The organism is Cylindrospermopsis raciborskii Cr2010 (assembly GCF_003367075.2).
GTDB lineage: Bacteria > Cyanobacteriota > Cyanobacteriia > Cyanobacteriales > Nostocaceae > Raphidiopsis > Raphidiopsis raciborskii.
The window spans coordinates 271,390-298,338 of sequence record NZ_CP065936.1 but is presented as its reverse complement, the minus strand read 5'-3'; the positions used below and the strand labels follow the sequence as shown (position 1 = coordinate 298,338).

The window sequence follows — 26,949 nt, the reverse complement described above, 5'->3', positions numbered from 1 at the left end:
AAAAAAAATAGACGCTTATCTGATTGCAGCAATCCTTGTGGTTCTAGGAGTCGATTTAGCGGTTTTCTTATTTAGCCCTTCCCCCCTTATACCCATCATTTGGATGTTGATTAGCTTAAATATTAAGGGTTGCATTTGTTGCTGGAATCACCACCATCAGCACCTCAAGTTTTTTTATCCAGAGTGGGCCAATCGCGCCCTGGAACTAGTGATGGGGTTGCAAACAGGAATTGTCGGCGAAGCCTGGGTTTTGCACCATATCTTTGGTCACCACGTTAACTACCTTGACCAAACGAAGGATGAGTCCGCCTGGAAAGACGAGAAAGGCCGGACAATGCCCCCCCTAGAATATGCGTGGACTGTTACAACTCAAGCTTATCCTAAAGCCTTAAAGGTGGGCAAAAAGTATCCTAAAATCCGGGTTAGGCTAATCCAAAACATGGTGGCCACGGCGCTCGTTCTTCTGGCTCTGGCTTCCGTGAACAGTGTCAATACCCTGATCCAATTTGTATTTCCCATGGCCTTTTTGCTCTTTATGACAGTCTATGTCACCTATGAGCACCATGCGGGTTTGGATGAGAAAGATCCCTACAAAGCGACCTATAATATCACCGATCACTGGTACAACTTTTTTACCTGCAACCTGGGCTACCACACGGCTCACCATGTCCAATGTGGCCGCCACTGGAGCGAACTACCCCAGTTCCATGCAGAAATTAAGGACAAGATCCCGGCCACCCTCTACCGTGATGCGGGTTTCCCCCTTACTTGGATAACCAAGGCCCAACAGATCCTGGCAGCTCATGGTGTGTCCTGGAACCGGGGATAGGCTTAGCCTGATCCCTACCTGTGGGTGTCTCGATTCCTCAGAATATTAACATTCATGAGGATTTGTCAATACATGGGGAAAAATTTTCTTGCAGTTTCTACCCCATTTGTCAGGATGATCCTACATTAGATAATTTCTGATAAATTTTTTGCTAACTGACACTCTCGGAGGGTTTAATAATTGTAATGGGCCAGCTATGGCAAAAAATTAAAGCGTTTAGTCTATACTTTATTTGCAATGGCAAAGAAAAAACCTTTACTACCCATGCTTATGTTACTCTGCTTAGGCACGTCCATTGTTTCTCTCGTTTTCTATTGGTATACCTTTACAAATGAGTCCAATAATTCCCCTTCCATGATACTGCGAACAAATATCAATTCTAATGAGCACAATCCGGATTTCTCTTCGGGTATTACTATTGGAGATAGTGCTTTGGGTGCTGATATGAACTCTTCATCTAATTCTGGTGATGGGGAAAAAAACACAAGATTGGTAGTCCCTACACAACAAAACAAAACAAATAGTGGGTTAAAAGGCTTTTTCTTTGGTGGTGGAAATGACTCTCCATCTCCCGGAGCGGGAAATAACCAAAGTGATGTGGTCGTCGATTTGAGCGATCGCCGGGTTTATGTTTATCGTTATGACCAGGTGGTGGCTAGTTACCCAATTGCAGTTGGTAAAAAGGGTTGGGAGACTCCCACGGGTACTTTTAAAGTTATACATAAGGAGCATCACCCTATTTGGAAACATCCAATTACGGGGAAAATATTTGAAGCGGGGACGGATAGTCCCCTGGGAGATCGATGGATTGGTTTTTGGTCAGACGGTAAGAATGAAATTGGTTTCCATGGCACACCTAATAAGGATTTGATTGGTGGTGCTGTGTCCCATGGTTGTTTGAGGATGCGTAACCCTGATGTAAGAATGTTATATGAACAAGTGGACTTGGGCACTCCTGTATCAGTACGCCACTAATCAATAGTTTTGGTTTTCCAAAATATAGGATCAATGGATTTGCCATTGACATATAAACCCCAATGTAAATGGGGACCAGTAGAAGCACCTGTGGAACCCACAGTACCGATGAGGTTGCCAGCTTGGACAAAATCACCCTCTTTCACATTAATTCGGTTCAAGTGGAGGAAAATGCTGGTTACTCCCTGACCATGGTCAATACCCACCACGTTCCCATGAACCCTAAACCCCTGGGATACCTTCCCCACTAATGCTACTCTCCCCGCTGCTGGTGCAATTACTGCTGAACCTGCTGCACCTGCATAGTCTAACCCTCGATGATAGTAATCTTGGGCAAATACGCCATTGTAGTACCGTCTGACACCATATCTCGTGCTCATCCTCCCTTTATTGGGATTGAGAAACACTCCATTCCAGTATTTTTCTGGTGTTTGTAGTTCCTTTAACTGTTTTACACGAGCTAGTTCATATTCTGTGGCTTTTACTCCTGCTTTTCCTGGTGGTAGGTTGATCCTCTGTAACGGAAATTTCCTATTACCTACTATTACCTCTAATTTTTTTTCCTCTTGTCCCCCCACTAGTATTGTAATTTTTCTTATTCCTGGTTTTTCTAGGGGGGTAGTAGGAATCAGGGAACGATAGGTATTTGGTGCGATCGCAAAAGCTGGATATGTGTTTTCATCAACTTTAACACTAGGTTTTATAAGATTTTGGATATCAGTATTTAGAGTTTGTTCCGCATCGGGCTTAATTAATACTGAGATTGTATCTCCCAATTTTACCGTTTGTGGTAAAATTTGCACCTCTAATGCTTTTGCTGACGGGATGCAAGCTAGGGGAGTAATTGCCAATATTCCCGTGATAACCTTGCCTAGACTGGTGAGATTAATCACCCGCAACTTATGGTAAGTATTCATCAATTTCAACCTGGTGACAGTTTTTAAAAATCATTGCTCCAATTCTAACAACCCCTTGCAAAAATAAAATATGCTGGTGAATATGATTTCTATCCATAGCATTAGATGATCTAGCCAGGTTAAAATCTGCTCCAATGGGTGTTTTTCATAACCAATAAATGTGGCTTTGATTTCTATCCAATCAGGCTTGAATTGATAATAGTGGTATGGATAATTATTTTGTTCTCTTCCTAATTTGAGGTCACTTTCTTGAGTTTGATAATTTTTACCATAACTAGACATTTGTCGGGGTTGACGCGAATCACCATCAGAAAAATCGCTCCCAAATAAATCCTCCCATGTTAACCAACAATCTTCCTTAACTTCCCCAACATGGGATGTCTGTACTTGTTCCCAGCTAGGAGAAAACCTGGCACTGGTCGTGAGTTCGTGAGGGAGAACAGGAGCAGTTTCTTCACCCATTAAGGTAATTTGTCTAGTTTCAAAAATGTAACCTATGACAGATTGAATTAAGACCAAAACATTGGCACTCCCAACAGACACATTAGCTGGTAACTGAGCTTGATGTTCTATTTTAACCAGCATTGTATCTACAAGTTTCAAACATTTAGATGCCAAAACCAGTGAATAAGAGAATACACGCGGAAGGAGATCAGCTAGAATCTCCACATTACTGTTAGAATAGTTATTTATCTGCTCCTCAATGCTATTAGCAATTTGCTTTTGTTGTATAGGTGTTAAAACATCAAAAACCTTATTGTTTTCCCCCACAAGTACCAAATCACGACTTGTTAAATTAACCGCAATTGCTTCTATCTTAGGAATATGAGACTGTAATGTCTTACTTTTTACAGACTGGTCATCTTTTGCACCTCCGGTCAACTTTTGCACAATTCCACCAAACCAACCCGAGGATTTGACATTTTGTAAATTTTCCGATTCCCAAGTAGCTGCAGATGGTAAACTCCTGACCAGTTCCAATACTTTTACAATTGGTGATTCCATTGATGTATGGTCATCCAAAGGGGGGTACAAAGTTTTCAGTCTTTTCCCCACTGGTTCATCAGGTTGTAATGACTTATGAAGCGGGTAAAGCAAAGCCTCCGCCCCCCATTTTGTTGCCAACTGTAAATTGCGGAAAGCACCTCTCAATTTTTGGGACAACCGACGAGACTGGTGACTGAAAAATTTAAATACTTGGCTTTGATAAGGACTAGAGGAACCGGAGGACATTGCGAGTTTATTTATTAGTTAATTAGGGTTTGCTTTTATGAATTATCCCACCCCCCCAACACACAGTCAGTCCCTCTCAGACAAAATTGAACAATTACACTCCCACTGTCAAGTTAATATACTTTCATCCTGGGTGTGTTGGCGAGGTGACCTAGAAATTACCGATGTAATACAATCAAACCTCCTCCATTGGCAACCCATACAGTTAAATGACAAACAACAGGTGGGTTGGAATCAAGGAAAGCACATACTTTGGTTAGGACAAAAGTTCACTGTGCCAGAAAGCTTATATGATTATCCTTTAAGTGGTTTATGTGCGCGCTTATCTCTAACTTGGTGGGCGGATGCGGTTGAGGTTTATCTCAATGGTAATTTATTGTCAACGGGTGATTTATTTGATTGTTCCCCACGGTTGCTTTTAAGTCAAGAGGTAAAACCAAAAGATGAGTTTTTTATTGTATTGCGGTTGGTAAGTCCTGGACATTGTGATGGAGCTTTGATGCACTCCCAGATGATTTTTGAATCGGGGGATGATATAGATCCTGGTCTTATAGCTAATGAGTTGGCGATCGCCCAAACTAGGGGAAAAAATCTTTCATCAACGGAGTGGAATAGACTAGTAACAGAAGTAGAAGAGTTAATAAATTTTAGCTGTGGTATAAAAACACAATCAGACTGGAAGAGCTTGTTAGAAAAGATTCGTCAAACCTATTTGAGAATAGACCAGTTAACAAGTATTAAAGATAATAAACTATTTTTAGTAGGTCATGCCCATTTAGACTTAGCATGGCTATGGCCAGTCCAAGAAACTTGGAAAGCAGCACAAAGAACTTTTGAGTCCGTATTAAAATTACAAACGGAATTTTCTGAGTTAATTTTTTGTCATACCACACCAGCTTTATATGCGTGGATGGAGGAACATCAGTCTTGGTTATTTACTCAAATTCAGACCCAGGTAAAATTAGGAAAATGGGAAGTGTTAGGTGGTTTTTGGGTAGAACCAGATTTGAATTTGATTTCGGGGGAATCAATAGTTAGACAACTGTTATATGGTCAGCTTTATTTTCTAGAAAAATTTGGAAAAATATCACCGATAGTGTGGGTTCCTGATACTTTCGGTTTTTGTGGAACTTTGCCTGGGTTTCTCACTCAAGCAGGGATTGAATTCTTTGTCACCCAAAAGCTCCGCTGGAATGATACCAGTCAATTTGATTATGATTTATTTTGGTGGCAATCTCCCGATGGTAGTCAAATATTAAGTTACATGTCACCACCCATTGGGGAAACTATAGATCCAGTCAAAATGACTGATTATCTATCTACATGGGAAACTAAAACCGGTTTAGTAAATGCTCTTTGGTTACCTGGTGTAGGAGACCATGGTGGTGGACCGACTCGTGATATGTTGGAACTTGCAAGAAGGTGGAAGGATTCCCCCATTTTTCCAGAAATAGAATTTTCCACCGCCGAAAATTATTGGCAATATCTCAAATCTTCTGTGGCAATTCTTCCAGAGAAATTGCCAGTATGGCAAGATGAATTATATCTACAATTTCATCGAGGATGCTATACCACCCATGCGGATCAGAAAAGATGGAATCGTCAATGTGAAAATCTCTTATATCAAGCGGAATTATTCTCCACCCTTGCTACTGCTGTTTATGGTTTACCCTATCCCAAAACAGAACTAGAAACCGCTTGGAAAAAGGTTTTATTTCACCAGTTTCACGACATTTTACCCGGTTCTTCCATCACCCAAGTTTACCATGATGCTTTACCAGAATGGCAACAAGTTCAACAGTTAGGATCTACTCTCCTAGATAGATCACTAAGAGCGATCGCCTGGAATATAAATTTGCCCGAACCTCCTCAACCTGACAGCATTCCGGTAATTATCTTTAACTCACTCAATTGGGAGCGTTCGGAAGTGGTTAAGATCAAACCTCCCCATCCTCAACATTGGTTAATTCACGACTTCGATGGTAATCAGCTACCATATCAAATAACCAGGGATGGTTTATTGTTTATTCCTACTATCCCTTCCATAGGATATCAAATATATTGGCTTTCTCCCGGGGATGTGGATGAAAACAAATGTGGGGAAGAGTTTTGTTTAGAATTTTATCTGGAAAATGAATATTTACTAGTTAGGGTCAATTCACAAACGGGAGATCTAGAAAGTGTATTTGACAAAATCCAATTTCGAGAGGTTCTGCAAGGAGCAGGAAACCAGCTACAAGCATTTGCGGATAAAGGACAATACTGGGATGCTTGGAATATTGACCCAGATTATGAATCTAAACCTCTACCACCTGCTAAATTAGAGTCGATTGAATGGTTAGAAAAGGGTATTATCCAACAAAGGTTACGAGTTGTACGTCAAATTGGCAAGTCCGAATTTACCCAAGATTATGTTTTACAAACCAATTGCCCAATCCTTAAAATTGAGAACAGTGTAAATTGGCAAGAAGATCAAGTATTGGTGAAAACCTCTTTTCTTTTAAATCTCAACAGCGACATTGCTACCTATGAAATACCCTGTGGGGTCATCCGTCGTCCTACTAATCCCCACACACCATCAGAACAGGCGAAATGGGAAGTACCCGCTTTAAAATGGGCAGATTTGACAGCAGATACAAATACTGGAAACTACGGTGTAAGTTTACTAAATGACTGTAAATATGGATATGACATCAAGGGTAATCAAATGCGGTTGACTTTATTAAGAAGTCCCCACTGGCCAGACCCTCAAGCAGATCGGGGAGAACATCAGTTCAATTATGCTTTATATCCCCATACCGGTGGTTGGCAAGCAGCAGAAACTGTCAGAAGAGCATACGACTTCAATATACCATTAAATGTACTTCTCGATCCCGAAACTAAAAAATCACCATCACCAGTTTTTAAAAACAACAGTTTCCTCACACTAGCAGCAGATAATTTGATTATCACAGCTTTTAAGGTCAGCGAAAACCATCCACAAAGCTTTATTCTAAGATTTTATGAATGTCATGGTCAATCCGCAAACTTACCAACCCTAAATTTAAAAAGTGAATTTTTTACCTTGGGTAACCCGCTTGATTTATTAGAAAGAAATATCTATCCCGCTGTCGTCAACCCAATTGCACCCTGGAAAATCAGCACGTTTCAGGTTCTCACTCGGGAAGTATAAACTTGCCTCAGTAGAAAGGGGATAAAACCCCCTTATCTATTCTTGATTGTGCTTCTAATCCTCATGATCCTCAAAAGGATCTGCTAGTTCTTTACTGGGTGGGCCGAAGGATGTGTATATGGCCATAGCAGTGATAGCAACGAGAATGGCACTAAAGGAAACACCTAGCACTAAACCGGGGTCTAAGTCCATGATTTTAAAGTTATGTTATGAGATATGTTATAATATATTACAAAACTTAACTCTAATTAAACCTGAATTACAAAACTTTCAGTTTTCCTACAGAACAGTCAACTACGTGACCCGGATAGTGGTATTATCTTCATAGTCAGAATTATCCCATGTAAGGTTACAATACTGCTGAAATATTGCAGCACCCTACAATAGGGAATAAGAAAATTAAAAAAAAGTTTTGGCAACTGATCTTAGGTGAACTATGGCACAACGGACTAAATTGGGAGATATCCTCAGACCCTTAAACGCTGAATATGGTAAGGTAGCTCCTGGTTGGGGTACAACTCCTTTAATGGCTGTTTTTATGGGTTTGTTTTTCGTATTCTTGCTTATTATTCTGCAGGTCTACAACAAATCTTTGTTGATTCAAGACGTGCTTGTAGACTGGCGCAGTTTGGGTGGCTGATTTCTATCCATGTCAATCAAAAACTTAGGTTGAAATTTCCGTCTCCGGTTACTACTCAAGTAGCGGGGACGGATTCCTTGCATTTTTGCTGCTCCAAAAATGATTGTCAAAGTACAAGCAGTTTTATGTCTAATCTGTTAGGGTTGAAGTAAATAATTGTTCAATTACTGTGAGGTTTTATGAATATATTTGGTATTGGTCTACCGGAAATGGTTGTGATTGGGGTGGTAGCTTTGTTAATTTTTGGACCCAAGAAACTACCGGAAATTGGTCGCAGCTTGGCCAAAACTATTCGTAGTTTCCAACAAGCTTCTAGTGAGTTTCAAAATGAGTTTAAAAAAGAAGTTCAACAACTGGAGGAGACTATTAAGACCACTGCTGAAATTGAACCGAAACAAATAGAGTCTAGTAAGGAGCAGAAGCATTCCTAATAATCGGATGATAGAAGTTATTACTCCACCTACTTTGGTTATTCCCCAGCTCATAGTTGGGTTAGGCAATCCTGAGCCTAAGTATGACCAAACACGACATAATATTGGTTTTGCTGCTATTGATGCTATTTCCCGTAATTGGCATATTCCTGTAACGGAAAATCGGAAGTTTCAAGGACAGTTTGGGGAGGGTTTAGCGATGGGAAGTAAGAAAATTAGGATTTTGAAACCGCTAACCTATATGAATCGTTCTGGTGAGTCTATTCAAGCAGTTACTAGTTGGTACAAGTTGCCACCTGAATCGGTGTTGGTAATTTATGATGATATGGATTTGCCTTTGGGAAAGATTCGTCTTCGTTTATCTGGATCCGCTGGTGGACACAATGGTATGAAAAGCACTATTTCTCATTTGAATAGTCAAAACTTTCCCCGGTTACGTATTGGTATTGGTAAACCCAAGAATTTACCCAATAATGATGATGGTGATACGGTTTCTCATGTTTTGGGAAAGTTTTCCCCCCAGGAAGCAAAATTAATTGATCCGATTTTGGCATTTGTGGTGGAATGTGTGGAATTGACCTTGAAGCAAGGGGTGGAAAAGGCCATGAACCGTTGTAATAGCTGGAATGGTGTGCTTTGAAATTGTCGTCATTAGAAATTGTGGTTGTTGGAGGTGGAGCAGCGGGATTCTTTGGTGCGATCGCCTGTACTAAGACCAATTCTCAAGCTCAAGTCACCCTCTTAGAAGCAGGTTTGGAACCCCTTGCTAAGGTACTGATTTCCGGTGGTGGACGTTGTAATGTGACCAATGCCTGTTTTGTTCCTCAAGATTTAGTCCAAAATTATCCAAGAGGGAGTAAGGCGTTACGTGGTGCTTTTAGTCGATTTCAACCCCAGGACACGATCGCTTGGTTTGAGGAACATGGAGTGAAATTAAAGACTGAAGCGGATGGAAGGGTTTTTCCTATTACTGACCGATCTGAAACTATTGCTGAATGCTTAATTAAGTTTGCAGCTCATGGGGGGGTAAGACTAAAAACTCGCACTTCCGTGGTTTCTGTAGAGCGTCAGAATGGACAATTTAAAATTGATTGCAAATCAGCTGGGGATGTGTATTCCCTGTATTGCGATCGCTTGCTTTTAGCTACAGGTAGTGGTTTAGTTGGTTATAAGATTGCTCGCGCTTTAGGACACCATATTGAGAGTCCGGTACCTTCCCTATTCAGTTTCAAAATTACCGATCCTAAACTACAGTCTTTGTCTGGAATTAGTGTTAATTCTGTCAGTTTAACTTTGTCTTTACAGGAAAAAGGTGTTTTAAAACAAACGGGATCTTTATTAGTTACCCATTGGGGTGTGAGCGGACCTGCAATATTAAAACTTTCCGCTTATGGTGCTAGATTACTATACGAAAACCGCTACCAGGGGAAATTATACATTAATTGGTTGCCAGATTTATCCCTAGAGGAAGTAAAACAAAAGCTTTTAGATGTGAAACAAGAATGGGGGAAAAAAGCCATAGCACTCCATCGTGGTGTAGATTTACCTCACCGACTATGGCAATATTTAATCGACCGAGTAAATATTAGTGTGGAAGAACGTTGGGCAGAAATAAGTAGTAAGGTGTTAAATCAGTTAGCACAAGAAGTCCATAGAGGAGAATATGTAATAACCGGTAAAGGTGAATTTAAAGAAGAGTTTGTCACCTGCGGAGGTGTAGACTTAAAAGAGGTAGATTTTAAAACCATGGAAAGTAAGATAGTCCCCGGTTTATACTTTGCAGGAGAAATTTTGGATATAGATGGCATTACGGGGGGATTTAATTTTCAAAGCGCTTGGACTACTGCATATTTAGCCGGATGTGCAATGGGTATGTAGATACAAGAGGATGAGTTATAATAGGTAATTATTAACAAGGTAATAAAATAACATCTGTCAAATTATGATATCTTTCAGCCAAGTTGTGGATAAACTCCAAAACAATATTACATCCCACAGTTTGACCTCCCACCCAGAACTGAATCCTGAAATTAGGGGAGTTGCTGCTATAGACGAAGCACAAGCGGGTACTATCAGCTATGTGGAAGGACCAAAATTTGCCTCCTTGCTTACCTCCACAAAAGCTAGTGTGTTGATTTTACCCCTAGATGAAAAATTGCATCAGCAAGCTACTGCTCAGGGTATGGCCTGGTTAGCAACCCCCCAACCCCGTCTATTGTTTGCACAGACTATCTCCCTATTCTATCAACCATATAAACCCTCCCCCTCCATTCACCCCACCGCTGTAATTGACCCTAGTGTTAAAATCGGTGATCATGTCTATATTGGCCCCCATGTAGTCATACTTGCTAATACAGAAATTGGTAATGGTGTCTTTATTTATCCCAATGTAGTTATTTATCCAGATGTAAAAATAGGCGATCGCACGGTTTTACATGCCAATTGTGCCATTCATGAACGCAGTCAAATTGGTGCGGACTGTGTAATCCACAGTGGTACTGTGATTGGTGCTGAAGGATTTGGTTTTGTTCCCACTACAACAGGCTGGTTAAAAATGGAACAGTCTGGTTATACAGTATTGGAGGATGGGGTGGAAATAGGTTGTAACAGTGCGGTGGATCGTCCAGCGGTGGGGGAAACACGTATTGGTAAACACACTAAAATTGACAATTTAGTGCAAATTGGTCACGGTTGTCAAATTGGTTCAGGTTGTGCTATTGCTGGTCAAGCGGGAATAGCTGGGGGTGTAAAAGTGGGGAACCGGGTCATTCTAGCGGGACAAACGGGAATTGCCAATCAGGTAAAAATAGGGGATGGAGCAATTGTTAGCGCCCAAGCTGGTGTTCATGGCGATATTGCACCGGGAGAAATAGTCTCAGGTTCACCTGCTCTCCCTCATAAACTCTATTTAAAGGTATCTGCTGTATATAGCAGGTTGCCAGAGATATATAATTTCTTTAAACAGTTATCAAAAAATCCATAGCAACTACCGGAATTGCCACTGGAAATCACTTTAGTGGTTGATTTTGAGATATTCTAAAAAATAATGCTCGGGAGAATGGCAACTGTGAACTTACAAAAACCAATATTAGTGGGAGGATTAGGATTATCCTTTTCTCTATGGATGTTAAACACTTGGCACGACTCTATCATACAAATGGCAGAGTTGGGTTTGTTAGGTGCTTTAGCAGTTGGTGGAGGATTATGGTTGTTGCGCAAAAATCAACCCGGTGAACAGCTACATGATAGTCCACCAGATAGAAATAAGGTGGAAGCTGTTATCAGTCAAACCCAATCTATTATTCACCAAATCGCCAATGAGGTAGCTGATCACCCCAGTCTGTCAACTCTACAAGAACAACTGGCCAAATTGACTTTGGAGCTAGATAGAAAGGAAGTCCAAATGGCGGTTACCGGTGGTAAGTCTGTAGGCAAAAGTACCATAATTCATCTCCTCAAAACTGTATCTAATTTATCTGCTAATCCCTTAGAGTTGGTGGAAACATCACCTTTATTTACGGAACTCGGTCAGGATGGTGATGCTGCTATTTTGTTAGGACTACAAAACTCTGATTTGGTGCTATTTGTCACTAATGGAGACCTTACCGCATCCCAACTAGACGTTTTGCAAAAATTACGATCTACTCAACAATTAGTTCTACTAGTTTTTAATAAGCAAGACCAGTATATGACTGAGGAACGCGCGATTATTCTCCAGTCCCTGCAACAAACATTCCCCGGTCATGTGCTCCCTATTTCTGCTTCTCCCCTACCCATAAAGGTCAGAAAGCATCTTGCTGATGGATCCATTCAAGAGGGTATGGAACAACCCACAGCCAATATTCAACAGTTGGTAGAACAGCTCAAGGTGATTTTGGCACAACAAGCACCACAGTTGGTTTGTGCAACCACATGGCGTAAGTCCCTATTTTTAAAAACCCAAGCTAGAAATTGCTTGAATTCTATTAGACGCGATCGCTCTTTACCTATTGTAGAACAAAATCAGTGGATCGCTGGTGCTGCTGCATTTGCTAATCCCCTACCCGCTCTGGATATATTAGCAACTGTGGCCATTACCGGTCAAATGGTTATGGATTTAGGTAATATCTATCAACAAAAAATCTCCCTCGATCAGGCCCAAACAGTAGCTAGAACCCTTGCAACCCTAATGTTCAAGTTGGGACTGGTGGAATTATCTACCAAAGCAGTAACGGGTATTTTAAAAACCAATGCTGTTACCTTTTTCGCTGGGGGGATGGTAGAAGGTGTCAGCGCGGCCTATTTAACTAAAATAGCTGGTTTAAGTTTAATTGAGTACTTTGAACAGCAAGACATAGCTTTAACAACTGACTACCAGTTAAATATGGAAACACTAGGTCGAGTGCTACAAAGGGTATTTCAAGAAAATCAGACTTTGGCATTATGGGAAATATTTGTCAAGCAGGGTGTTAAACGCTTATCACCTCAAACTAAACCTTCAACCATATTAGCTTGACTGCTGCTCCATTCGGTTTTCCAGGGTAACTGCTAATTTGTCCGCAATACCCTCAATCCAATTTTCATCCTGTTTCGTATAACTACGGGGAGCATTTGCTCCTAGGATTAGTACCCCCTCTTTACCAATAGGTTGACAAATTACCCCTTGTGTGTTTTCCGGTAAATAATCAAATTCAATTTTGCCAGGGTAAACCCTGAGCGCAACTAAATAAATTGGTTTTTGAGTCCCCAGAACTCTTTCTAGTATGGGTCCAGGTATTACCTCTGCTTTAGAACCTAAAATTCCACGTCTTAACAGAACCTCACCTTTATAATAAACAACGAGCGATCGCGTAACTGTATTAGTTAATAATAAACGGGATGCCCAAGCCAATTCGGTCTTGATTGTTTCTGGTAAATCTGATGCTAGAATAAATCCTTCTTTCCCAATCAGTTCCACAGTATCAGGGGATTTGGGTTGTACTTGTTGCCAAATTAGTCCAGTGAGGATTAAAACCGCACTGAGGATCACCCCCAAAACATCACCCCTAGCTTGAGATTCTGTAAGCTGGGGTGTCAACACACGATTCACCAACAACAACACAGCACCCAGACTTCCAACTACTAGGGGGAGAAGGCGTAAAATTCTGTTTGGATCAGATTTAGTAGTCATCAATCTTCCCCTGCTTCTAGGATGCGTTGAAAAAGATAACCTGTTCCCCTCGCAGTTAAGATTAATTCTGGATTACTGGGATCATCTTCTAATTTAGCTCGCAACCGAGAAATATGAACATCTACCACCCGAGTATCTACGTGACGCTCTGGTGTATATCCCCACACCTCTTGTAAAATCTCAGAACGGGAAAATGCCTCTCCAGAACGACTTACTAATAATTCTAATAGACTAAATTCCATACCAGTTAGTCGAATCCGTTCATCACCTTTATAAACTTGTCGCTTATTTGTATCTATTTTGATGTTGCCAACATGAATTACCCCGGAACTGGGAATACCAGTAGTCCCATTTTTATCAACCCTACGTAAAACTGAACGAATCCGCGCTTCCAGTTCCTTGGGGGAGAAGGGTTTGACTACGTAGTCATCTGCACCTAATTCTAAACCTGTGATCCGATCAGCTACATCCCCTAAAGCTGTTAGCATGATAATGGGGACATCGGACTCCTTACGCAGCTCTTGACATACTCCATAACCATCTAACTTAGGCATCATCACGTCTAAAACTACCAGATCTGGATCCGCTTTGCGGAAGGTTTCCAAAGCCTCTTCTCCATCACCTGCAGTTACCACATCATAACCAATCATGGAAAGGCGTGTTTCTAAAATCCGCCGAATGCTTGCTTCATCGTCCACTACGAGGATTTTTTCCTTATTACTTTCCAAGTTTTCCTACTCTCCGTTAAATTTTGTTTTGTGGAATTTTCATACCATACATAATATTAAGATATCATTCTACCTATTAATTCAAAAAAGCTAAAAAAGCAATTTCTACTACCTACCAGTTTTGCTTCTTTTACCTTTTCTTGCACCTGACCAAATTTTAATGTTTTTTAATATTACCCATGGCAAAGCCAAAGACGATTTTTATTTGCAGTAATTGTGGGTCTGAGTTCTCCCAATGGTTTGGCAAATGTTCTAATTGTGACACCTATGATTCTCTCGTGGAACAAAATGCCAATTCCTTAGGTGTGGGTGGTTGGCACAGCGCTCAACCAGCTGCTAAATCCACTAAGCCTTCTAAACCCAGAGCATCATTGACTTTTGACCAAATTAGCGATCGCCAAATTGCTCGATGGGAATCGGGATATTCGGAGTTGGATAGAGTACTTGGTGGTGGTGTAGTTCCCGGATCTATGGTTCTCATTGGTGGAGATCCGGGTATTGGCAAATCTACCCTATTACTCCAAGTATCTAATGAACTATCCCAGCGATACCGTATTCTTTATGTGACGGGAGAAGAATCAGGACAACAGGTAAAATTACGCGCTTCTCGTTTAGGAATGTCCAAACCTCTCCAGGTGGTTTCCGTAGAGGATATCAACACAAGCTCGGAAAGTTCTCACCCACTACCTGAACAAGATCCGGGGAATAATGTTGAGGATGCTGTGGAAGATGACCAGAGGGTTACCGTGGAACACCACACCATCAGCTCTGACTTGTATGTCCTTCCGGAAACAGATTTAGAAGAAATTCTCCGAGAAATTGACTCTCTCAAGCCAAATCTAGCAGTAATTGACAGTATACAAACTGTTTTCTTTCCTGCACTCACATCTGCTCCTGGTTCCGTAGCTCAAGTTCGGGAATGTACCGCAGCTTTGATGAAAGTCGCCAAACATGAAGATATTACCATGTTAATTGTGGGTCATGTTACTAAAGAGGGGACTATTGCTGGACCAAGAGTTTTAGAACACCTAGTCGATACGGTTTTATATTTTGAGGGCGATCGCTTTGCTTCCCATAGATTATTAAGAACCGTAAAAAATCGTTTCGGAGCTACCCATGAAATTGGTATATTTGAAATGGTGTCTAATGGGTTAAGAGAAGTCCCTAATCCCTCGGAGTTATTCCTGGGAAATCGGGATGAACCCTCTCCCGGTACTGCTATTGTAGTTGCTTGTGAGGGTACAAGACCAATAGTTGTGGAACTACAAGCCTTAGTTAGTCCTACAAGTTACCCTTCACCCCGTAGAGCTGGAACAGGCATAGACTTTAACCGATTAGTACAAATCCTAGCTGTGTTAGAAAAAAGAGTGGGGGTGCCCATGTCAAAGCTAGATTCTTATGTTGCATCTGCGGGAGGTTTAAGCGTAGAAGAACCTGCGGTTGATTTAGGGATTGCAGTTGCGATTGTTGCTAGTTTTCGAGATAGAATAGTTGATCCGCAAACAGTATTAATAGGGGAAGTAGGGTTAGGGGGACAAGTAAGGTCAGTGTCCCAAATGGAGCTGAGATTAAAGGAAGCTGCAAAATTAGGATTTAAACGAGCAATCATACCCAAGGGACAGAAGTTTCCTGACTTAAAGATAGAAATATTAGAAGTTTCTAAAGTTATAGATGCTATTATAGCAGCTATTCCCCATCAGGCTTTAGAAAATAGCGATTTGGATTTAGAGGAGGAGGATCAAGACTAAAAGAAAGATTATTAAACTAACTATCCAGAGCCAAATCTAAAACCTCTTGCCAATTTGATATTTTCAAACCAAAAGTATCCAATAATTTTTGGTTATCCAATAGAGAACAACTAGGTCTGGGTGCGGGTGTGGGGTATTCTGGTGTAGTGATTGGCACTAACCTTTGTAACTTGTATTGACCATATTGATCATCAGCAAATTTATCGATGAGAATAGCTTTGGCAAAACTGTACCAACTGGTTTTTCCCCCACAGGATAGGTGATATATCCCCCCTTTCTCAGCCATAAAATCAGCCAGATAACTAGTACCTGAAATCACCATTTGACCGCGAATTTGGGCAATGATTTGGGCGGTTACTTCTGCGATCATCCTGCTCCAAGTAGGTGACCCAATTTGGTCATCAACCACTCGAATTTCTTCTCTTTCTTTGGCTAATCTTTGCATAGTCAATAAAAAATTCTTACCTCTTAAACCATAAACCCAACTAGTACGAAAAATCAGGTGATTTACGCCAACAGCTTGAATAGCTTTTTCCCCTGCTAACTTAGTTTTTCCATAGACATTTTGTGGAGAGGTTTGGTCGTTTTCCTTATGGGGAATATTTTGATGGCCATCAAAAACATAATCGGTAGAATAGTGAATGATACCAGCTCCTAACCTTTTTGCTTCCTCAGCAAGAATACCGGGAGCAACACCATTAATAGACATAGCTAAATCTGGTTCTGATTCTGCTTTATCCACCGCAGTATAAGCAGCAGGATTGACAATTAAATCTGGTTTTATCTCCCTAATTGTGGAGGGAATTGTTTCATATCGGGATAAGTCTAATTCATTTCTCCCTAAACAAATCACATCCCCCACAGTCATCAAACTGCGTTGTAATTCCCAACCTACCTGACCAGAAATACCAGTTAAAAGAATTTTCATGGGTAAACCTCCACTTGGAAAAATAATTTTCCAGATTTATCCTTGGAGGAAACAATTGGTTCATCCCCAATTGGCCAAGAAATAGCTAAATCTGGATCGTTCCATAAAATACCTCGGTCATATTCTGGTGCATAATAATCCGTAGTTTTATACAAGAAATCTGCATATTCTGATAGAACTAAAAAACCATGGGCAAAACCCGGTGGAATCCAAAGTTGATGCTTATTAGCTGATGATAAATACACACCTACCCATTGAGAAAAGGTAGGGGAACTCTTCCTTAAATCCACAGCAATATCAAAAACTTCACCAGCTGCAACACGAACTAATTTTCCTTGCGGTTGCTGAATCTGATAGTGTAACCCTCGCAGCACATTTTTGCCAGAGCGAGAGTGATTATCCTGAACAAAGTGAGGAGATATTCCCGTTTTTTCTGTAAAGAGCTTTTCATTAAAACTCTCATAGAAAAAACCTCGCTCATCACCAAAAACCTGTGGTTCAATTAGTAGCACGTCTGGAATTTCTGTCTTGCTTACTTTCATAAAATTCTCTTGGGTTTATTTGATTGTTTAAATTTGATTGTTTAACAAACACTATTTAAAAGTAATTTCATCTTGTAAAATTCGTCGCAAATACATCCCATAACTACTTTTACCCATAGAATCTACTAAGAACTGGAGTTGGGGACGATCAATATATCCCTGATTGTAGGCAATTTCCTCAATGCAGGCAATTTTTACCCCCTGTCTTTCTTCTAAAGTATAAATGAAATTACTAGCTTTATGTAAGGAATCATGGGTACCCGTATCTAACCAAGCATATCCACGTCCCAAAATTTCCACCCTTAATTGCTCTTGTCGGAGATAGGTCAAATTGATATCTGTAATTTCTAATTCACCCCGCGCAGAAGGTTTTAAACTAGTAGCGATTTCTACTACCTGATCATCATAAAAATAAATGCCAGGAACAGCATATTTTGATTTGGGAATTTTTGGTTTTTCTTCAATACTAATTGCCTTTCCTAAATGGTTAAATTCAATCACACCATAGTTTTCTGGTTGGGTGACTTTATAACCAAATACTAACCCTCCATGCTCTAGTTGCACAGCACGAGTTAAAATTTCTGTTAACCCATGTCCATAAAATATATTATCTCCTAAAATCAAACAAACGGGCTGGTTTTTGATGAAGTCCTTCCCCAAAATAAAAGCCTGGGCCAATCCTTCTGGTTTTGGTTGCTCCACATAACTAAACTTTAATCCCCATTGACTACCATCCTTCAACAGTTTTTCAAATAGTGGCAAGTCTCTGGGTGTAGAAATAATCAAAATTTCTTTGATTCCCGCTAACATTAGTACGGATAAAGGATAGTAAATCATGGGCTTGTCATAAACAGACATCAGCTGTTTACTAACTACCTGAGTCAGGGGATAAAGTCTTGTCCCTGAACCACCTGCTAGAATAATTCCTTTCATTGTTACCCCTTTAACTGTGATGTTTCACGAGATTCATAGTTCTGTTTGATCCAGTTTTGGTATGCTCCACTAAGGATAGATTCTACCCAGGCTGCATTATCTAGATACCAACGCACTGTTTTGATTAATCCACTCTCAAAGTTCTCTTTGGGTTGCCAACCTAATTCTTTGGCAATTTTACTACAATCAATCGCATACCGACGGTCATGACCAGGACGGTCTTTAATAAAGGTAATTAGGGATGAGTATTCACAGTTGGGTTTGGGCGCTAGTCTTTCCAAGATCTCACAAATCTTGTTCACAACTACTAAGTTCGTTTGTTCATTCATTCCCCCAATATTATAATTTTCACCAATTCTACCCTCTTGCAGAACTAGATAAATGGCATCACAGTGATCTGTGACATATAACCAATCCCGGATGTTTTGACCATCACCATATATGGGTAGGGGCTTACCATTTATAGCGTTGATAATCATTAAGGGAATCAGTTTTTCAGGAAATTGTAATGGTCCATAATTATTAGAACAATTGGTCGTTAAGGTCGGTAGTCCATAGGTATGATGGTAAGAACGAACAAGATGATCTGCGGATGCTTTAGATGCTGCATAGGGACTGTTAGGCGCATATTGGCTATCTTCTCGAAAAGCTGTATCTTCAGCATTTAAAGAACCATACACTTCATCTGTGGATATATGTAAAAATCGGAAGGATTCCTGTTTTTTAGATGACAGTTTTTGCCAGTAGGTTTTACTGGCTTCCAGAAGCTTAAAGGTTCCAACTACATTAGTTTCAATAAAATTCCCCGGACTAAAAATAGAACGATCAACATGTGTTTCTGCTGCAAAATTTATGACTGCATCTACTTCATACTCTTCTAATAGGTAACTCACTAGCTCAGAGTTACCAATATCTCCTTGAATGAATCTATAACCCTCTTGATATTTTTCATTCCGTTCTATCTCAGTCAGGTTTTGTAGGTTACTGGCATAAGTTAGCTTATCTAGATTAATTATGTTACCATAGCCTAACCTTCTAGCATGCAGGACAAAGTTAGACCCGATGAATCCCGCGCCACCGGTGACTAGTAAATTTGGTAGATCATTTCTCTGGTAGTTTGACATATTAAATGCAATTAGGACTGATTGAATTTCTATAGATAACCCGAGGTAACAAACCTTTAAGATTTATAACATTCTTGTGTATTTAACTACATGTAAGATTACTATCTAGTTTCTAGTGAGCAACCCAATTATATATGAGTAAGTTGAGAATTTCCAAACAACATCTATGGTTAGAAAGGTTGATGGCAATCACTGCTACCCTTAATTTGGGTCTGGTGATGTTTGACTGGAGTTACGTACCTTGGCGAGATTTTTACTTTCGCAATTTGCCCCAACTTAGTCGTATTTATGATCCAATTAAAGGTATTGAACCTCATCGAGATACGGTAAACTATTTAAATAATATAGCCAGTTTACAAGTCCAGGTGAGTGAAAGTGGTTTAGGTTCCCCTGCTGTAAAAACTAAACTGGCAGAAATTCGCCGTATGAGCATGGATATGATTGATAGTAACCCCTTTGCGGGATCTGGGAAAAGTGGAACCCTAGAAAAAATTAAAAACCGCATGCGGGAAAGAGTAGGTCAGGAGTCATCAAAGAGCGCTTTTACAATTTTCTGGAGTCCGGAATATTTATCCCAGGGACGATGGGTAGAAGAAATTGAATTTTTTAATCGGCAAATTCTCCCTAGTATTGCTAGTAATTACTACCGGAGAATTGGCGAAAATGGGGAGTTGATCAATAATTTTTGGTTAGTTGATTTACCATTTGTAGCTGTATTTGGGTTGGAACTGTTATGGCGGAGTTTTTATATTAAGCGTCAAAACTCTCATCTTAGTTGGTTGGAGGCAATTTTATGGCGTTGGTATGATCTATTTCTGTTGTTTCCCTTTTGGCGCTGGCTACGTATTGTACCAGTCGTTGTACGTCTAGACCAATCAAATCTTATAAACTTATATTTAGTAAGAAAACAGATTCACCAGGGTATAGTCGCTAATTTTGCCGAAGAAATCACGGAAATTGTTGTGGTGCGGGTGATTAATCAAATTCAGTTCTCGATTCAACATAGTGATATTAGTCGTTGGTTCGACCCTAAACAAAATGAACGTGAGTATATAGATATTAATAACATTAATGAAATAGAGGCAATATCAGGAATATTAATACGTATTTTAATTGATACTGTTATGCCTAAGGTTCAACCGGAAATCAATGCCATTTTGAGTCGTAGTATGGAAGGGGCCTTAGAACAAGTCCCAATTTATCGCAACCTGTTACAGCTGCCAGGATTGAGCCAGGTACAAAATCAACTCAGTGGAGAGATAGCTGACCAAATTGGCAAAAATCTTTATTCAATAATGACTAAAGTCAGTAAAGATCCCCTAACCGCTCAAATTTTTAAGGACTTAATTGGTAAATTTACAACTACATTATCAGGAGAAATACAGGCAAAACACATACTAGTAGAACTCCAAAGTTTGCTAAATGACCTTTTAGAAGAGGTAAAAATAAACTATGTGCAGCGATTGTCCCAAGAAGACATAGAGCAAATTATAGAGCAGACGAGAAAAATGCGGTCTAAAGCAGTGTGAACAAAATCAGGCGATCGCAGAATTTTTCTTGCCAGTTAATTGGTAGCAGGGTGTCAACAGCAAAAAAATAGATTACACTAGCATAGAGAGACAAACCTAAAAAAGTTCGTCTCAGACTTCTGGGAAGATATCCCTATCGCCGGAAGTGGGTGGGTGCCCACTTTTTTTTATTCAATTATCGCATGACTCATCCCTTAGTTCCACAAATTATTGAATTAGCGACTCCACTAGCAGCAGAACTAGGACTGGAAGTTGTGGGCATGGTTTTTCATACAAACCAGCGTCCTCCCATTTTGCGTGTAGATATTCGCAATCCTCAACAAGATACTAGTCTAAACGATTGTGAAAAGATGAGCCGTGCTTTAGAAAGTTCCCTAGACGCAGCTGAGATTATTCCAGACACTTATGTTTTAGAAGTATCTAGCCCAGGGATTTCGAGGGAATTGGCAACTGACAGGGAATTTATTTCCTTTAAAGGATTTCCTGTAGTTGTATCTACCTGTGATCCCGATGATGGAGAAAAAGAATGGAGAGGTCAGTTGATTCGTCGAGATGAAACAAAAATTTACTTAAATCAAAAGGGTCGTGTAGTAGAAATTCTCAGATCCCTGGTTACCAAGGTGCAATTAGATGATCACCCCTAATGAAATTGAGATTTTTTTATGTGATTGAGAAAATATAGAGATATAGCGATCTAGAACGTCTATCCAGCAGTCACGCCATAAACCTGTTTTAAGCGTTCTTACCAAAGCTATAAAATTAGTCAACGATTTTCCTAAAAATTGGCAACATAAACAGTGCAAAATTGCAGCGTTTGCACGGATAAAAATTAAGGATTAAGGAGACTGCTTATGTCAATGGTTACTTTACCCGGATTAAAAGATTTAATTGAAAAAATTAGCCTAGAGCGAAATTTACCCCGTTTAGCAGTACAATCATCCATTAGGGAGGCACTACTTAAAGGTTATGAACGCTACCGCCGCGCCCAGAATTTAGAGCGCAGACAATTTGACGAAAATTATTTTGATAACTTTGAGGTAGAACTAGATATTGATGGGGAGGGATTTCGGGTTCTTTCCACCAAAACAATCGTAGAAGAAGTAACCAATGGTGATCATCAGATTTCCTTAGATGAAGTGCAACAGGTAGCGCCTGAGGCTCAATCTGGGGATTCAGTAGTCTTAGATGTGACACCAGATCAAGGGGAGTTTGGACGCATGGCAGCCATGCAAACCAAACAGGTTTTAGCACAGAAGTTGCGAGACCAACAGCGTCAAATGGTGCAGGAAGAATTTCAAGACTTAGAAGGTACGGTTTTACAAGCAAGAGTTTTAAGATTTGAAAGACAATCTGTAATATTAGCAGTTAGTAGTAGTTTTGGTCAGCCAGAGGTGGAGGCAGAACTACCAAAAAGGGAACAATTGCCAAATGATACTTATAGATCTAATGCAACATTTAAGGTATACTTAAAAAAAGTTTCTCAAGGACAACAAAGAGGGCCACAATTGCTAGTATCTCGTGCGGATGCAGGATTAGTAGTTTACTTATTCGCTAACGAGGTGCCAGAAATAGAGGATGAGGTAGTGCGAATAGTAGCAGTAGCTCGGGAGGCCAATCCTCCTTCCCGTTATGTTGGTCCGAGGACTAAAATAGCAGTAGATACTTTAGATCGGGATGTGGATCCGGTAGGGGCGTGCATTGGAGCTAGGGGATCAAGAATTCAAGTAGTGGTTAACGAATTGCGCGGTGAAAAAATAGATGTAATTCGCTGGTCACCGGATCCAGCCACCTATATTGCTAACGCGTTGAGTCCTGCTAGGGTAGATGAGGTACGCTTAATGGATCCTGAAAGTCGCCAGACCCACGTTTTAGTAGCTGAAGATCAGCTGAGTTTAGCCATTGGCAAAGAAGGTCAAAACGTGAGATTAGCTGCACGGTTAACCGGATGGAAAATAGATATTAAAGACCAGGCCAAATATGATTATGGAGCGGAGGATGCCAAATTTGCAGCAGTTAGAGCCAACTATCAGGAGGAGAGTAATCAACTGGATCATCAGTTTGAAGTTATGGAAGAGGAATATGAAGATGATCCAGACGCAGGGGAAGATGACTTTAACTCAATGGAGGAGGAAAATTAAAGGAAATAGCAAATGAAACCAAACTATCGGCGTTGCATTAGTTGTCGTCGGGTAGGAACAAAGACAGAGTTTTGGAGGATTGTTCGTCTGTTTCCATCTGGCAAGGTAGAATTGGATCAGGGCATGGGGCGTTCTGCTTATATTTGCCCTCAAGCCGACTGCCTGCATAAGGCACAGAGGAAAAATAAACTAGGGCGCTCCCTAAAGGGAACAGTTCCAGAAACAGTCTATGAAACATTGTGGCAAAGACTCGGTCAGGAAAATAACCACAACCAGGGTTGACCAAAGAAAATCCTGGTGCTAGTTATGATCCGATTATCATACCACAGATGTTATCCCCAAAAAGGGTAGCATTCAGTTGCTAGAATTATATGGAGCATTCGACATGGTGCGTGGAGACCCCGCGAAACCTGAACGCCCGGAAAACCGTAATAAGTTTTACTCGACTTTGTAGTGGAAAACTCAGAATCAGCAAAACCTAAACCTAAACCATGGCAACCTGGTAGCGTCAAAGCGCAGTTCGGCATCAAGGATGCCCAAGGAAATTTTTTATGAAAAAAAATTTTGCGGGATCCAGTCAACCATCATTACCGGTGGGGATGCCAGTATGAAACCGGAACATCTCTCTTTCCTAATTATTTGGAGGCACCGACAACATCACCAAGGGCAACCTAAAAAACAGTGATCAAAGGATGGAGATGTCGGAAACCAGGCAACCGTCCGTTAAAACTGTAAATTAAAGGGGAAAGAGTGGATGAACAACGGCAAAGTTAGAATCTACGAATTATCAAAGGAATTGAATTTGGATAACAAAGAGCTATTAGCAATTTGCGACCAGCTCAATATCGCGGTCAAAAGCCACAGCAGCACAATTTCTGAAACAGAAGCGACACAAATTCGCGAAGTGTCACAAAAGCTGACAGCAGCGAGAATGGCGCAAAAAAAAGAATTAGGTATAAATAACCATAAACCAAATTCCCAGAAACCTGGCTTCCGAAACCGATCTGCTGCACCTCGTCAACAACAAATTTTGGAGATTCGTAAACCCAAAATCTTGAGAAACACTACCTCCAGTGCCTTAGAGGCATCAGTTGCTACCAACGGACAGTTTGCTTCATCTGACAGTGTCAATATGACCGACCCATCGGTCACACTTCCATCACAACCACGAACTTTTGCTACATCAGCCTCACCCATGAAACCGACGGCACCAACTCGACCCATACCCAAGAATCAATCTGAAAACCCACATAAATCGGTGGTAGACACAGATCATAAGCCCCATGCTCCAGCGCCGGAAAAAATTAAGGGGGAAAAACCTGAAAAACCTCCTGCGCCCAAACCTAGAACGGAAAAGCCACAAAAACCCCAATTGGTCAGTCCCCCATCCAGACCAGCAGGGGAGAAAACTTCGGATACAGAACAACCCCTATCCACAGCGGAAAAACCCATCCTCAAACGGGAGCGTCAACAGCGTCGGGAGGAGGAACATGGCAAACCCAGAGCCACTAAGCCCCCGACAGACCAAGCGCCACCTCAAAAAACTGGTCGTCCTACCCCGCCCCCAATCAGAGCAGAGCATCGGGGGGCTAAACCGGGTGATATCCAACGCCCCACCAGACCAACAAGACCGTCGGAAACAGCAGGTGATACTTCACTAAAACCCATGGTGGGAGGAGGGAAGAAGGATCTGTTGGTGGAAGAGGTTATAGCACCACCGCTGCTGGATTTGAAACGTCCAACCCCGCCACGCAATGCTAAAACTGGTAAGAAGTGGCAAGAAGAGGAAGTAATTGACGAGCTGAAGGAAAAATCCAAGGTCGGTATTAAGAGCAAACGGGTTAAACCCATTTTGGAGGATGATTTTGAGGATGATGATCTAATGAATGAACAGGGGTTGGAAATTCCCGCCAGTGTTCAAGTTAGTTTATCTATAGCTCGTCCACCTAAACCGAAAGCACCCAAGGCTATCCAACAACCTGCTTTGGCGGTGGCTCCCCCAACAGGTCGCCATAAAAAACCCGGTGCTCAGCGTGACCAAAATCGTCGCCAACAAACAACGGAGGTTGAATTACAAGAACGACCCAACAAGCTAATTGTGACAGGACCAATGACTGTGCAAGAATTAGCAGAAGCCCTGCTAGTTGCTGATACGGAAATCGTCAAAATTCTGTTTATGAAGGCTATGGCGGTAAGTATCACCCAAAGTCTGGATATTCCTACTATTACCCTGGTGGCCAAAGAACTAGAGGTAGAAGTGGAAACGGCGGAACCGGAAGCTGAGGCCCGCAAGGTTACGGAAATGATTGACATTGAGGATCTAGACCATCTGATTCGTCGTCCTCCCGTAGTAACTATTATGGGTCATGTGGACCACGGGAAAACTACTCTCCTGGATTCTATCCGTAAAACTAAGGTGGCTGCTGGGGAAGCTGGTGGTATTACTCAGCACATTGGCGCTTACCATGTAGATGTGGAACATGAGGGGAAAACTCAACAAATCGTCTTCCTGGATACTCCCGGTCACGAAGCTTTTACTGCCATGCGAGCTAGGGGGGCGAGAGTAACAGATATTGCCATCTTAGTGGTAGCTGCTGATGATGGTGTGCGCCCTCAAACGATAGAGGCTATTAGTCACGCTCAAGCAGCTGGTGTACCTATTGTTGTAGCTATTAATAAGATTGATAAAGAGGGTGCCCAACCAGAAAGGGTTAAACAGGAATTGACTAATTATGGATTAACCGCAGAAGACTGGGGTGGAGAAACAATTATGGTTCCTGTTAGCGCTATTAAGGGTGAAAATCTGGATACCCTACTGGAAATGGTCTTATTGGTAGCAGAGGTGGCTGAACTTTCCGCTAATCCCAATCGCGCTGCTAAGGGAACGGTGATTGAAGCTCATTTGGATAAGGCTAAGGGAGCTGTGGCTACCTTGTTAATTCAAAATGGTAGTCTCCATGTGGGGGATATGTTAGTAGCAGGATCCGCATTCGGTAAGGTTCGAGCCATGGTTGATGACAGAGGTCGTAGGGTAGATGCTGCTACCCCCTCCTCCGCTGTGGAAGTCCTGGGCTTAAGCGATGTTCCTGCTGCAGGAGATGAGTTTGAAGTCTTTGAAAATGAGAAGGAAGCACGAGCGATCGCTGGTGAACGTGCAGATAAGCAACGTCAGTCTCGATTACTACAAGGTAGGGTTACTCTCACAACCCTATCTGCTCAAGCTCAAGAGGGCGAGTTGAAGGAACTGAACTTAATTCTCAAGGGGGATGTTCAGGGTTCTGTGGAAGCGATTATTGGCTCCCTCAAGCAAATACCTCAAAATGAAGTACAAATTCGTCTGTTGTTGGCTACAGCAGGGGAAATCACAGAAACTGATATTGACCTAGCTGCTGCTAGTAATGCAGTAATTATTGGTTTTAACACTACTTATGCTAGTGGTGCTAGACAGGCAGCTGACGAAGCAGGTGTGGATGTGAGGGAATACAATATCATCTACAAACTATTGGAAGATATCCAAGGTGCCCTAGAAGGTCTGCTAGAACCGGAGCTAGTTGAAGAACCCCTCGGACAAACGGAAGTGCGTGCTGTTTTCCCCGTGGGACGCGGTGCAGTTGCTGGTTGTTATGTTCAATCTGGAAAACTGGTGCGTAATTGTAAGGTGAGAATTCGTCGCCATAGTAAGGTCATCTATGAAGGAGTATTGGATTCTCTGAAACGCATGAAGGAAGACGTTCGGGAGGTGAACTCTGGCTACGAATGTGGTATTGGTATTGAAAAGTTTCATGATTGGATCGAGGGTGATATAATTGAAGCTTATCAAATGGTAACTAAACGTCGTACCCTCACCTTAACTAAGTAGGCGTTGTGGTTCTGGGATGCTGGGTTACAAAATGGTGCAACCTTTTTACAACCCGGCACTTACCTGCTTATTAT

The 26,949-nt window shown here is 41.2% G+C and carries 24 protein-coding genes; 15 read left to right on the top strand and 9 right to left on the bottom strand.

The annotated features are described in order from the left end of the window. The first annotated feature begins 103 nt into the window (after positions 1-103). Together C6N34_RS01275 and C6N34_RS01270 are read left to right on the top strand one after the other, a co-directional pair. Positions 104-829, top strand: a complete 726-nt coding sequence (locus C6N34_RS01275; RefSeq protein ID WP_219995524.1) for a fatty acid desaturase — start codon at positions 104-106, stop codon at positions 827-829. A gap of 354 nt (positions 830-1,183) precedes the next feature. Then, positions 1,184-1,804: a L,D-transpeptidase gene (locus tag C6N34_RS01270; RefSeq protein WP_057177758.1), complete on the top strand. Its 621-nt coding sequence runs from the start codon at positions 1,184-1,186 to the stop codon at positions 1,802-1,804. Here C6N34_RS01270 and C6N34_RS01265 read toward each other — a convergent pair. Together C6N34_RS01265 and C6N34_RS01260 are read right to left on the bottom strand one after the other, a co-directional pair. Further along, a complete protein-coding gene (locus C6N34_RS01265) occupies positions 1,801-2,721 on the bottom strand; it encodes a M23 family metallopeptidase (protein ID WP_115538868.1) in 921 nt (306 codons plus the stop codon). The two genes, C6N34_RS01270 and C6N34_RS01265, sit on opposite strands and share 4 nt — an antisense overlap. A 30-nt stretch (positions 2,722-2,751) precedes the next feature. Beyond that, positions 2,752-3,954 carry a hypothetical protein gene (locus C6N34_RS01260; RefSeq protein WP_115538869.1) on the bottom strand — a complete coding sequence of 401 codons (1,203 nt, stop codon included), beginning with the start codon at positions 3,952-3,954 and terminating at the stop codon, positions 2,752-2,754. Between the two features lie 37 nt (positions 3,955-3,991). Here C6N34_RS01260 and C6N34_RS01255 point away from each other — a divergent pair, with 37 nt between their 5' ends. Continuing rightward, on the top strand, positions 3,992-7,126 hold the full coding sequence (locus C6N34_RS01255) for an alpha-mannosidase (RefSeq protein ID WP_057177761.1): 3,135 nt from the start codon (positions 3,992-3,994) through the stop codon (positions 7,124-7,126). 54 nt (positions 7,127-7,180) lie between these two features. Here C6N34_RS01255 and psbN read toward each other — a convergent pair whose 3' ends face one another. Next, positions 7,181-7,318, bottom strand: a complete 138-nt coding sequence (psbN, locus tag C6N34_RS01250) for a photosystem II reaction center protein PsbN (protein WP_006275637.1) — start codon at positions 7,316-7,318, stop codon at positions 7,181-7,183. Positions 7,319-7,562: 244 nt separating this feature from the next. Here psbN and psbH point away from each other — a divergent pair, with 244 nt between their 5' ends. The 6 genes from psbH (at position 7,563) to C6N34_RS01220 (ending at position 12,692) form a co-directional block, all read left to right on the top strand. Next, a complete protein-coding gene (gene psbH / locus C6N34_RS01245) occupies positions 7,563-7,766 on the top strand; it encodes a photosystem II reaction center phosphoprotein PsbH (RefSeq protein ID WP_006275636.1) in 204 nt (67 codons plus the stop codon). A gap of 179 nt (positions 7,767-7,945) precedes the next feature. Then, entirely contained in the window at positions 7,946-8,197 is a 252-nt protein-coding gene (locus tag C6N34_RS01240) for a TatA/E family twin arginine-targeting protein translocase (RefSeq protein ID WP_006275635.1), read from the top strand. A 7-nt stretch (positions 8,198-8,204) separates the two neighbouring features. Then, on the top strand, positions 8,205-8,837 hold the full coding sequence (gene pth / locus C6N34_RS01235; RefSeq protein WP_115538870.1) for an aminoacyl-tRNA hydrolase: 633 nt from the start codon (positions 8,205-8,207) through the stop codon (positions 8,835-8,837). Beyond that, positions 8,834-10,075: a BaiN/RdsA family NAD(P)/FAD-dependent oxidoreductase gene (locus C6N34_RS01230; RefSeq protein WP_006275633.1), complete on the top strand. Its 1,242-nt coding sequence runs from the start codon at positions 8,834-8,836 to the stop codon at positions 10,073-10,075. The genes pth and C6N34_RS01230 overlap by 4 nt, the downstream gene beginning before the upstream one ends. Positions 10,076-10,139: 64 nt before the next feature. Further along, positions 10,140-11,180, top strand: a complete 1,041-nt coding sequence (lpxD, locus tag C6N34_RS01225) for a UDP-3-O-(3-hydroxymyristoyl)glucosamine N-acyltransferase (RefSeq protein ID WP_006275632.1) — start codon at positions 10,140-10,142, stop codon at positions 11,178-11,180. Between the two features lie 84 nt (positions 11,181-11,264). Further along, positions 11,265-12,692, top strand: a complete 1,428-nt coding sequence (locus C6N34_RS01220) for a YcjF family protein (protein ID WP_181407062.1) — start codon at positions 11,265-11,267, stop codon at positions 12,690-12,692. On the opposite strand, the gene C6N34_RS01215 is transcribed toward C6N34_RS01220, so the two are convergent. Continuing rightward, positions 12,684-13,346: a cofactor assembly of complex C subunit B gene (locus C6N34_RS01215; protein WP_006275630.1), complete on the bottom strand. Its 663-nt coding sequence runs from the start codon at positions 13,344-13,346 to the stop codon at positions 12,684-12,686. The genes C6N34_RS01220 and C6N34_RS01215 overlap by 9 nt on opposite strands. Continuing rightward, positions 13,346-14,074, bottom strand: a complete 729-nt coding sequence (rpaB, locus tag C6N34_RS01210) for a response regulator transcription factor RpaB (protein WP_006275629.1) — start codon at positions 14,072-14,074, stop codon at positions 13,346-13,348. Before rpaB ends, C6N34_RS01215 begins: the two co-directional genes overlap by 1 nt. A 179-nt stretch (positions 14,075-14,253) precedes the next feature. On the opposite strand from rpaB, the gene radA reads away from it, so the two are divergent. Next, a complete protein-coding gene (gene radA, locus C6N34_RS01205) occupies positions 14,254-15,822 on the top strand; it encodes a DNA repair protein RadA (protein ID WP_115538872.1) in 1,569 nt (522 codons plus the stop codon). Between the two features lie 16 nt (positions 15,823-15,838). On the opposite strand, the gene rfbD is transcribed toward radA, so the two are convergent. The 4 genes from rfbD to rfbB are packed head-to-tail and all read right to left on the bottom strand — an operon-like array spanning position 15,839 to position 19,349. Further along, positions 15,839-16,750, bottom strand: coding sequence for a dTDP-4-dehydrorhamnose reductase (rfbD, locus tag C6N34_RS01200; RefSeq protein WP_115538873.1), 912 nt, complete (start codon positions 16,748-16,750; stop codon positions 15,839-15,841). Then, the gene (gene rfbC, locus C6N34_RS01195) at positions 16,747-17,292 is read right to left on the bottom strand and encodes a dTDP-4-dehydrorhamnose 3,5-epimerase (RefSeq protein ID WP_115538874.1); all 546 of its coding nucleotides are present in this window, start codon (positions 17,290-17,292) and stop codon (positions 16,747-16,749) included. Before rfbC ends, rfbD begins: the two co-directional genes overlap by 4 nt. Before the next feature lie 51 nt (positions 17,293-17,343). Continuing rightward, positions 17,344-18,225, bottom strand: coding sequence for a glucose-1-phosphate thymidylyltransferase RfbA (rfbA, locus tag C6N34_RS01190; protein ID WP_096545820.1), 882 nt, complete (start codon positions 18,223-18,225; stop codon positions 17,344-17,346). Between the two features lie 2 nt (positions 18,226-18,227). After that, entirely contained in the window at positions 18,228-19,349 is a 1,122-nt protein-coding gene (gene rfbB / locus C6N34_RS01185; RefSeq protein WP_057177769.1) for a dTDP-glucose 4,6-dehydratase, read from the bottom strand. A gap of 134 nt (positions 19,350-19,483) precedes the next feature. Here rfbB and C6N34_RS01180 point away from each other — a divergent pair, with 134 nt between their 5' ends. The 5 genes from C6N34_RS01180 (at position 19,484) to infB (ending at position 26,875) form a co-directional block, all read left to right on the top strand. Further along, positions 19,484-20,878: a hypothetical protein gene (locus C6N34_RS01180; protein WP_115538875.1), complete on the top strand. Its 1,395-nt coding sequence runs from the start codon at positions 19,484-19,486 to the stop codon at positions 20,876-20,878. A gap of 182 nt (positions 20,879-21,060) precedes the next feature. Then, positions 21,061-21,522 carry a ribosome maturation factor RimP gene (gene rimP / locus C6N34_RS01175; RefSeq protein ID WP_057177829.1) on the top strand — a complete coding sequence of 154 codons (462 nt, stop codon included), beginning with the start codon at positions 21,061-21,063 and terminating at the stop codon, positions 21,520-21,522. 207 nt (positions 21,523-21,729) lie between these two features. Next, positions 21,730-23,016 carry a transcription termination factor NusA gene (gene nusA / locus C6N34_RS01170; protein WP_115538876.1) on the top strand — a complete coding sequence of 429 codons (1,287 nt, stop codon included), beginning with the start codon at positions 21,730-21,732 and terminating at the stop codon, positions 23,014-23,016. Positions 23,017-23,028: 12 nt separating this feature from the next. Next, the gene (locus C6N34_RS01165) at positions 23,029-23,298 is read left to right on the top strand and encodes a YlxR family protein (protein WP_006275620.1); all 270 of its coding nucleotides are present in this window, start codon (positions 23,029-23,031) and stop codon (positions 23,296-23,298) included. A 472-nt stretch (positions 23,299-23,770) separates the two neighbouring features. Beyond that, positions 23,771-26,875 carry a translation initiation factor IF-2 gene (gene infB / locus C6N34_RS01160; protein ID WP_057177772.1) on the top strand — a complete coding sequence of 1,035 codons (3,105 nt, stop codon included), beginning with the start codon at positions 23,771-23,773 and terminating at the stop codon, positions 26,873-26,875. Positions 26,876-26,949: the final 74 nt, after the last annotated feature.

Bases quoted from the DNA above. Each gene is read 5' to 3' on its own strand.
- lpxD (WP_006275632.1), top strand. From the start codon at position 10,140: ATGATATCTTTCAGCCAAGTTGTGGATAAACTCCAAAACAATATTACA.
- nusA (WP_115538876.1), top strand. From the start codon at position 21,730: ATGTCAATGGTTACTTTACCCGGATTAAAAGATTTAATTGAAAAAATT.
- rfbB (WP_057177769.1), bottom strand. From the start codon at position 19,349: ATGTCAAACTACCAGAGAAATGATCTACCAAATTTACTAGTCACCGGT.
- psbH (WP_006275636.1), top strand. From the start codon at position 7,563: ATGGCACAACGGACTAAATTGGGAGATATCCTCAGACCCTTAAACGCT.
- C6N34_RS01275 (WP_219995524.1), top strand. From the start codon at position 104: ATGTTGATTAGCTTAAATATTAAGGGTTGCATTTGTTGCTGGAATCAC.
- C6N34_RS01180 (WP_115538875.1), top strand. From the start codon at position 19,484: ATGAGTAAGTTGAGAATTTCCAAACAACATCTATGGTTAGAAAGGTTG.
- radA (WP_115538872.1), top strand. From the start codon at position 14,254: ATGGCAAAGCCAAAGACGATTTTTATTTGCAGTAATTGTGGGTCTGAG.
- C6N34_RS01270 (WP_057177758.1), top strand. From the start codon at position 1,184: ATGATACTGCGAACAAATATCAATTCTAATGAGCACAATCCGGATTTC.
- rfbC (WP_115538874.1), bottom strand. From the start codon at position 17,292: ATGAAAGTAAGCAAGACAGAAATTCCAGACGTGCTACTAATTGAACCA.
- rimP (WP_057177829.1), top strand. From the start codon at position 21,061: ATGACTCATCCCTTAGTTCCACAAATTATTGAATTAGCGACTCCACTA.
- C6N34_RS01265 (WP_115538868.1), bottom strand. From the start codon at position 2,721: ATGAATACTTACCATAAGTTGCGGGTGATTAATCTCACCAGTCTAGGC.
- psbN (WP_006275637.1), bottom strand. From the start codon at position 7,318: ATGGACTTAGACCCCGGTTTAGTGCTAGGTGTTTCCTTTAGTGCCATT.
- infB (WP_057177772.1), top strand. From the start codon at position 23,771: ATGAACAACGGCAAAGTTAGAATCTACGAATTATCAAAGGAATTGAAT.
- C6N34_RS01260 (WP_115538869.1), bottom strand. From the start codon at position 3,954: ATGTCCTCCGGTTCCTCTAGTCCTTATCAAAGCCAAGTATTTAAATTT.
- C6N34_RS01240 (WP_006275635.1), top strand. From the start codon at position 7,946: ATGAATATATTTGGTATTGGTCTACCGGAAATGGTTGTGATTGGGGTG.
- C6N34_RS01255 (WP_057177761.1), top strand. From the start codon at position 3,992: ATGAATTATCCCACCCCCCCAACACACAGTCAGTCCCTCTCAGACAAA.
- C6N34_RS01215 (WP_006275630.1), bottom strand. From the start codon at position 13,346: ATGACTACTAAATCTGATCCAAACAGAATTTTACGCCTTCTCCCCCTA.
- pth (WP_115538870.1), top strand. From the start codon at position 8,205: ATGATAGAAGTTATTACTCCACCTACTTTGGTTATTCCCCAGCTCATA.
- C6N34_RS01165 (WP_006275620.1), top strand. From the start codon at position 23,029: ATGAAACCAAACTATCGGCGTTGCATTAGTTGTCGTCGGGTAGGAACA.
- rfbD (WP_115538873.1), bottom strand. From the start codon at position 16,750: ATGAAAATTCTTTTAACTGGTATTTCTGGTCAGGTAGGTTGGGAATTA.
- rfbA (WP_096545820.1), bottom strand. From the start codon at position 18,225: ATGAAAGGAATTATTCTAGCAGGTGGTTCAGGGACAAGACTTTATCCC.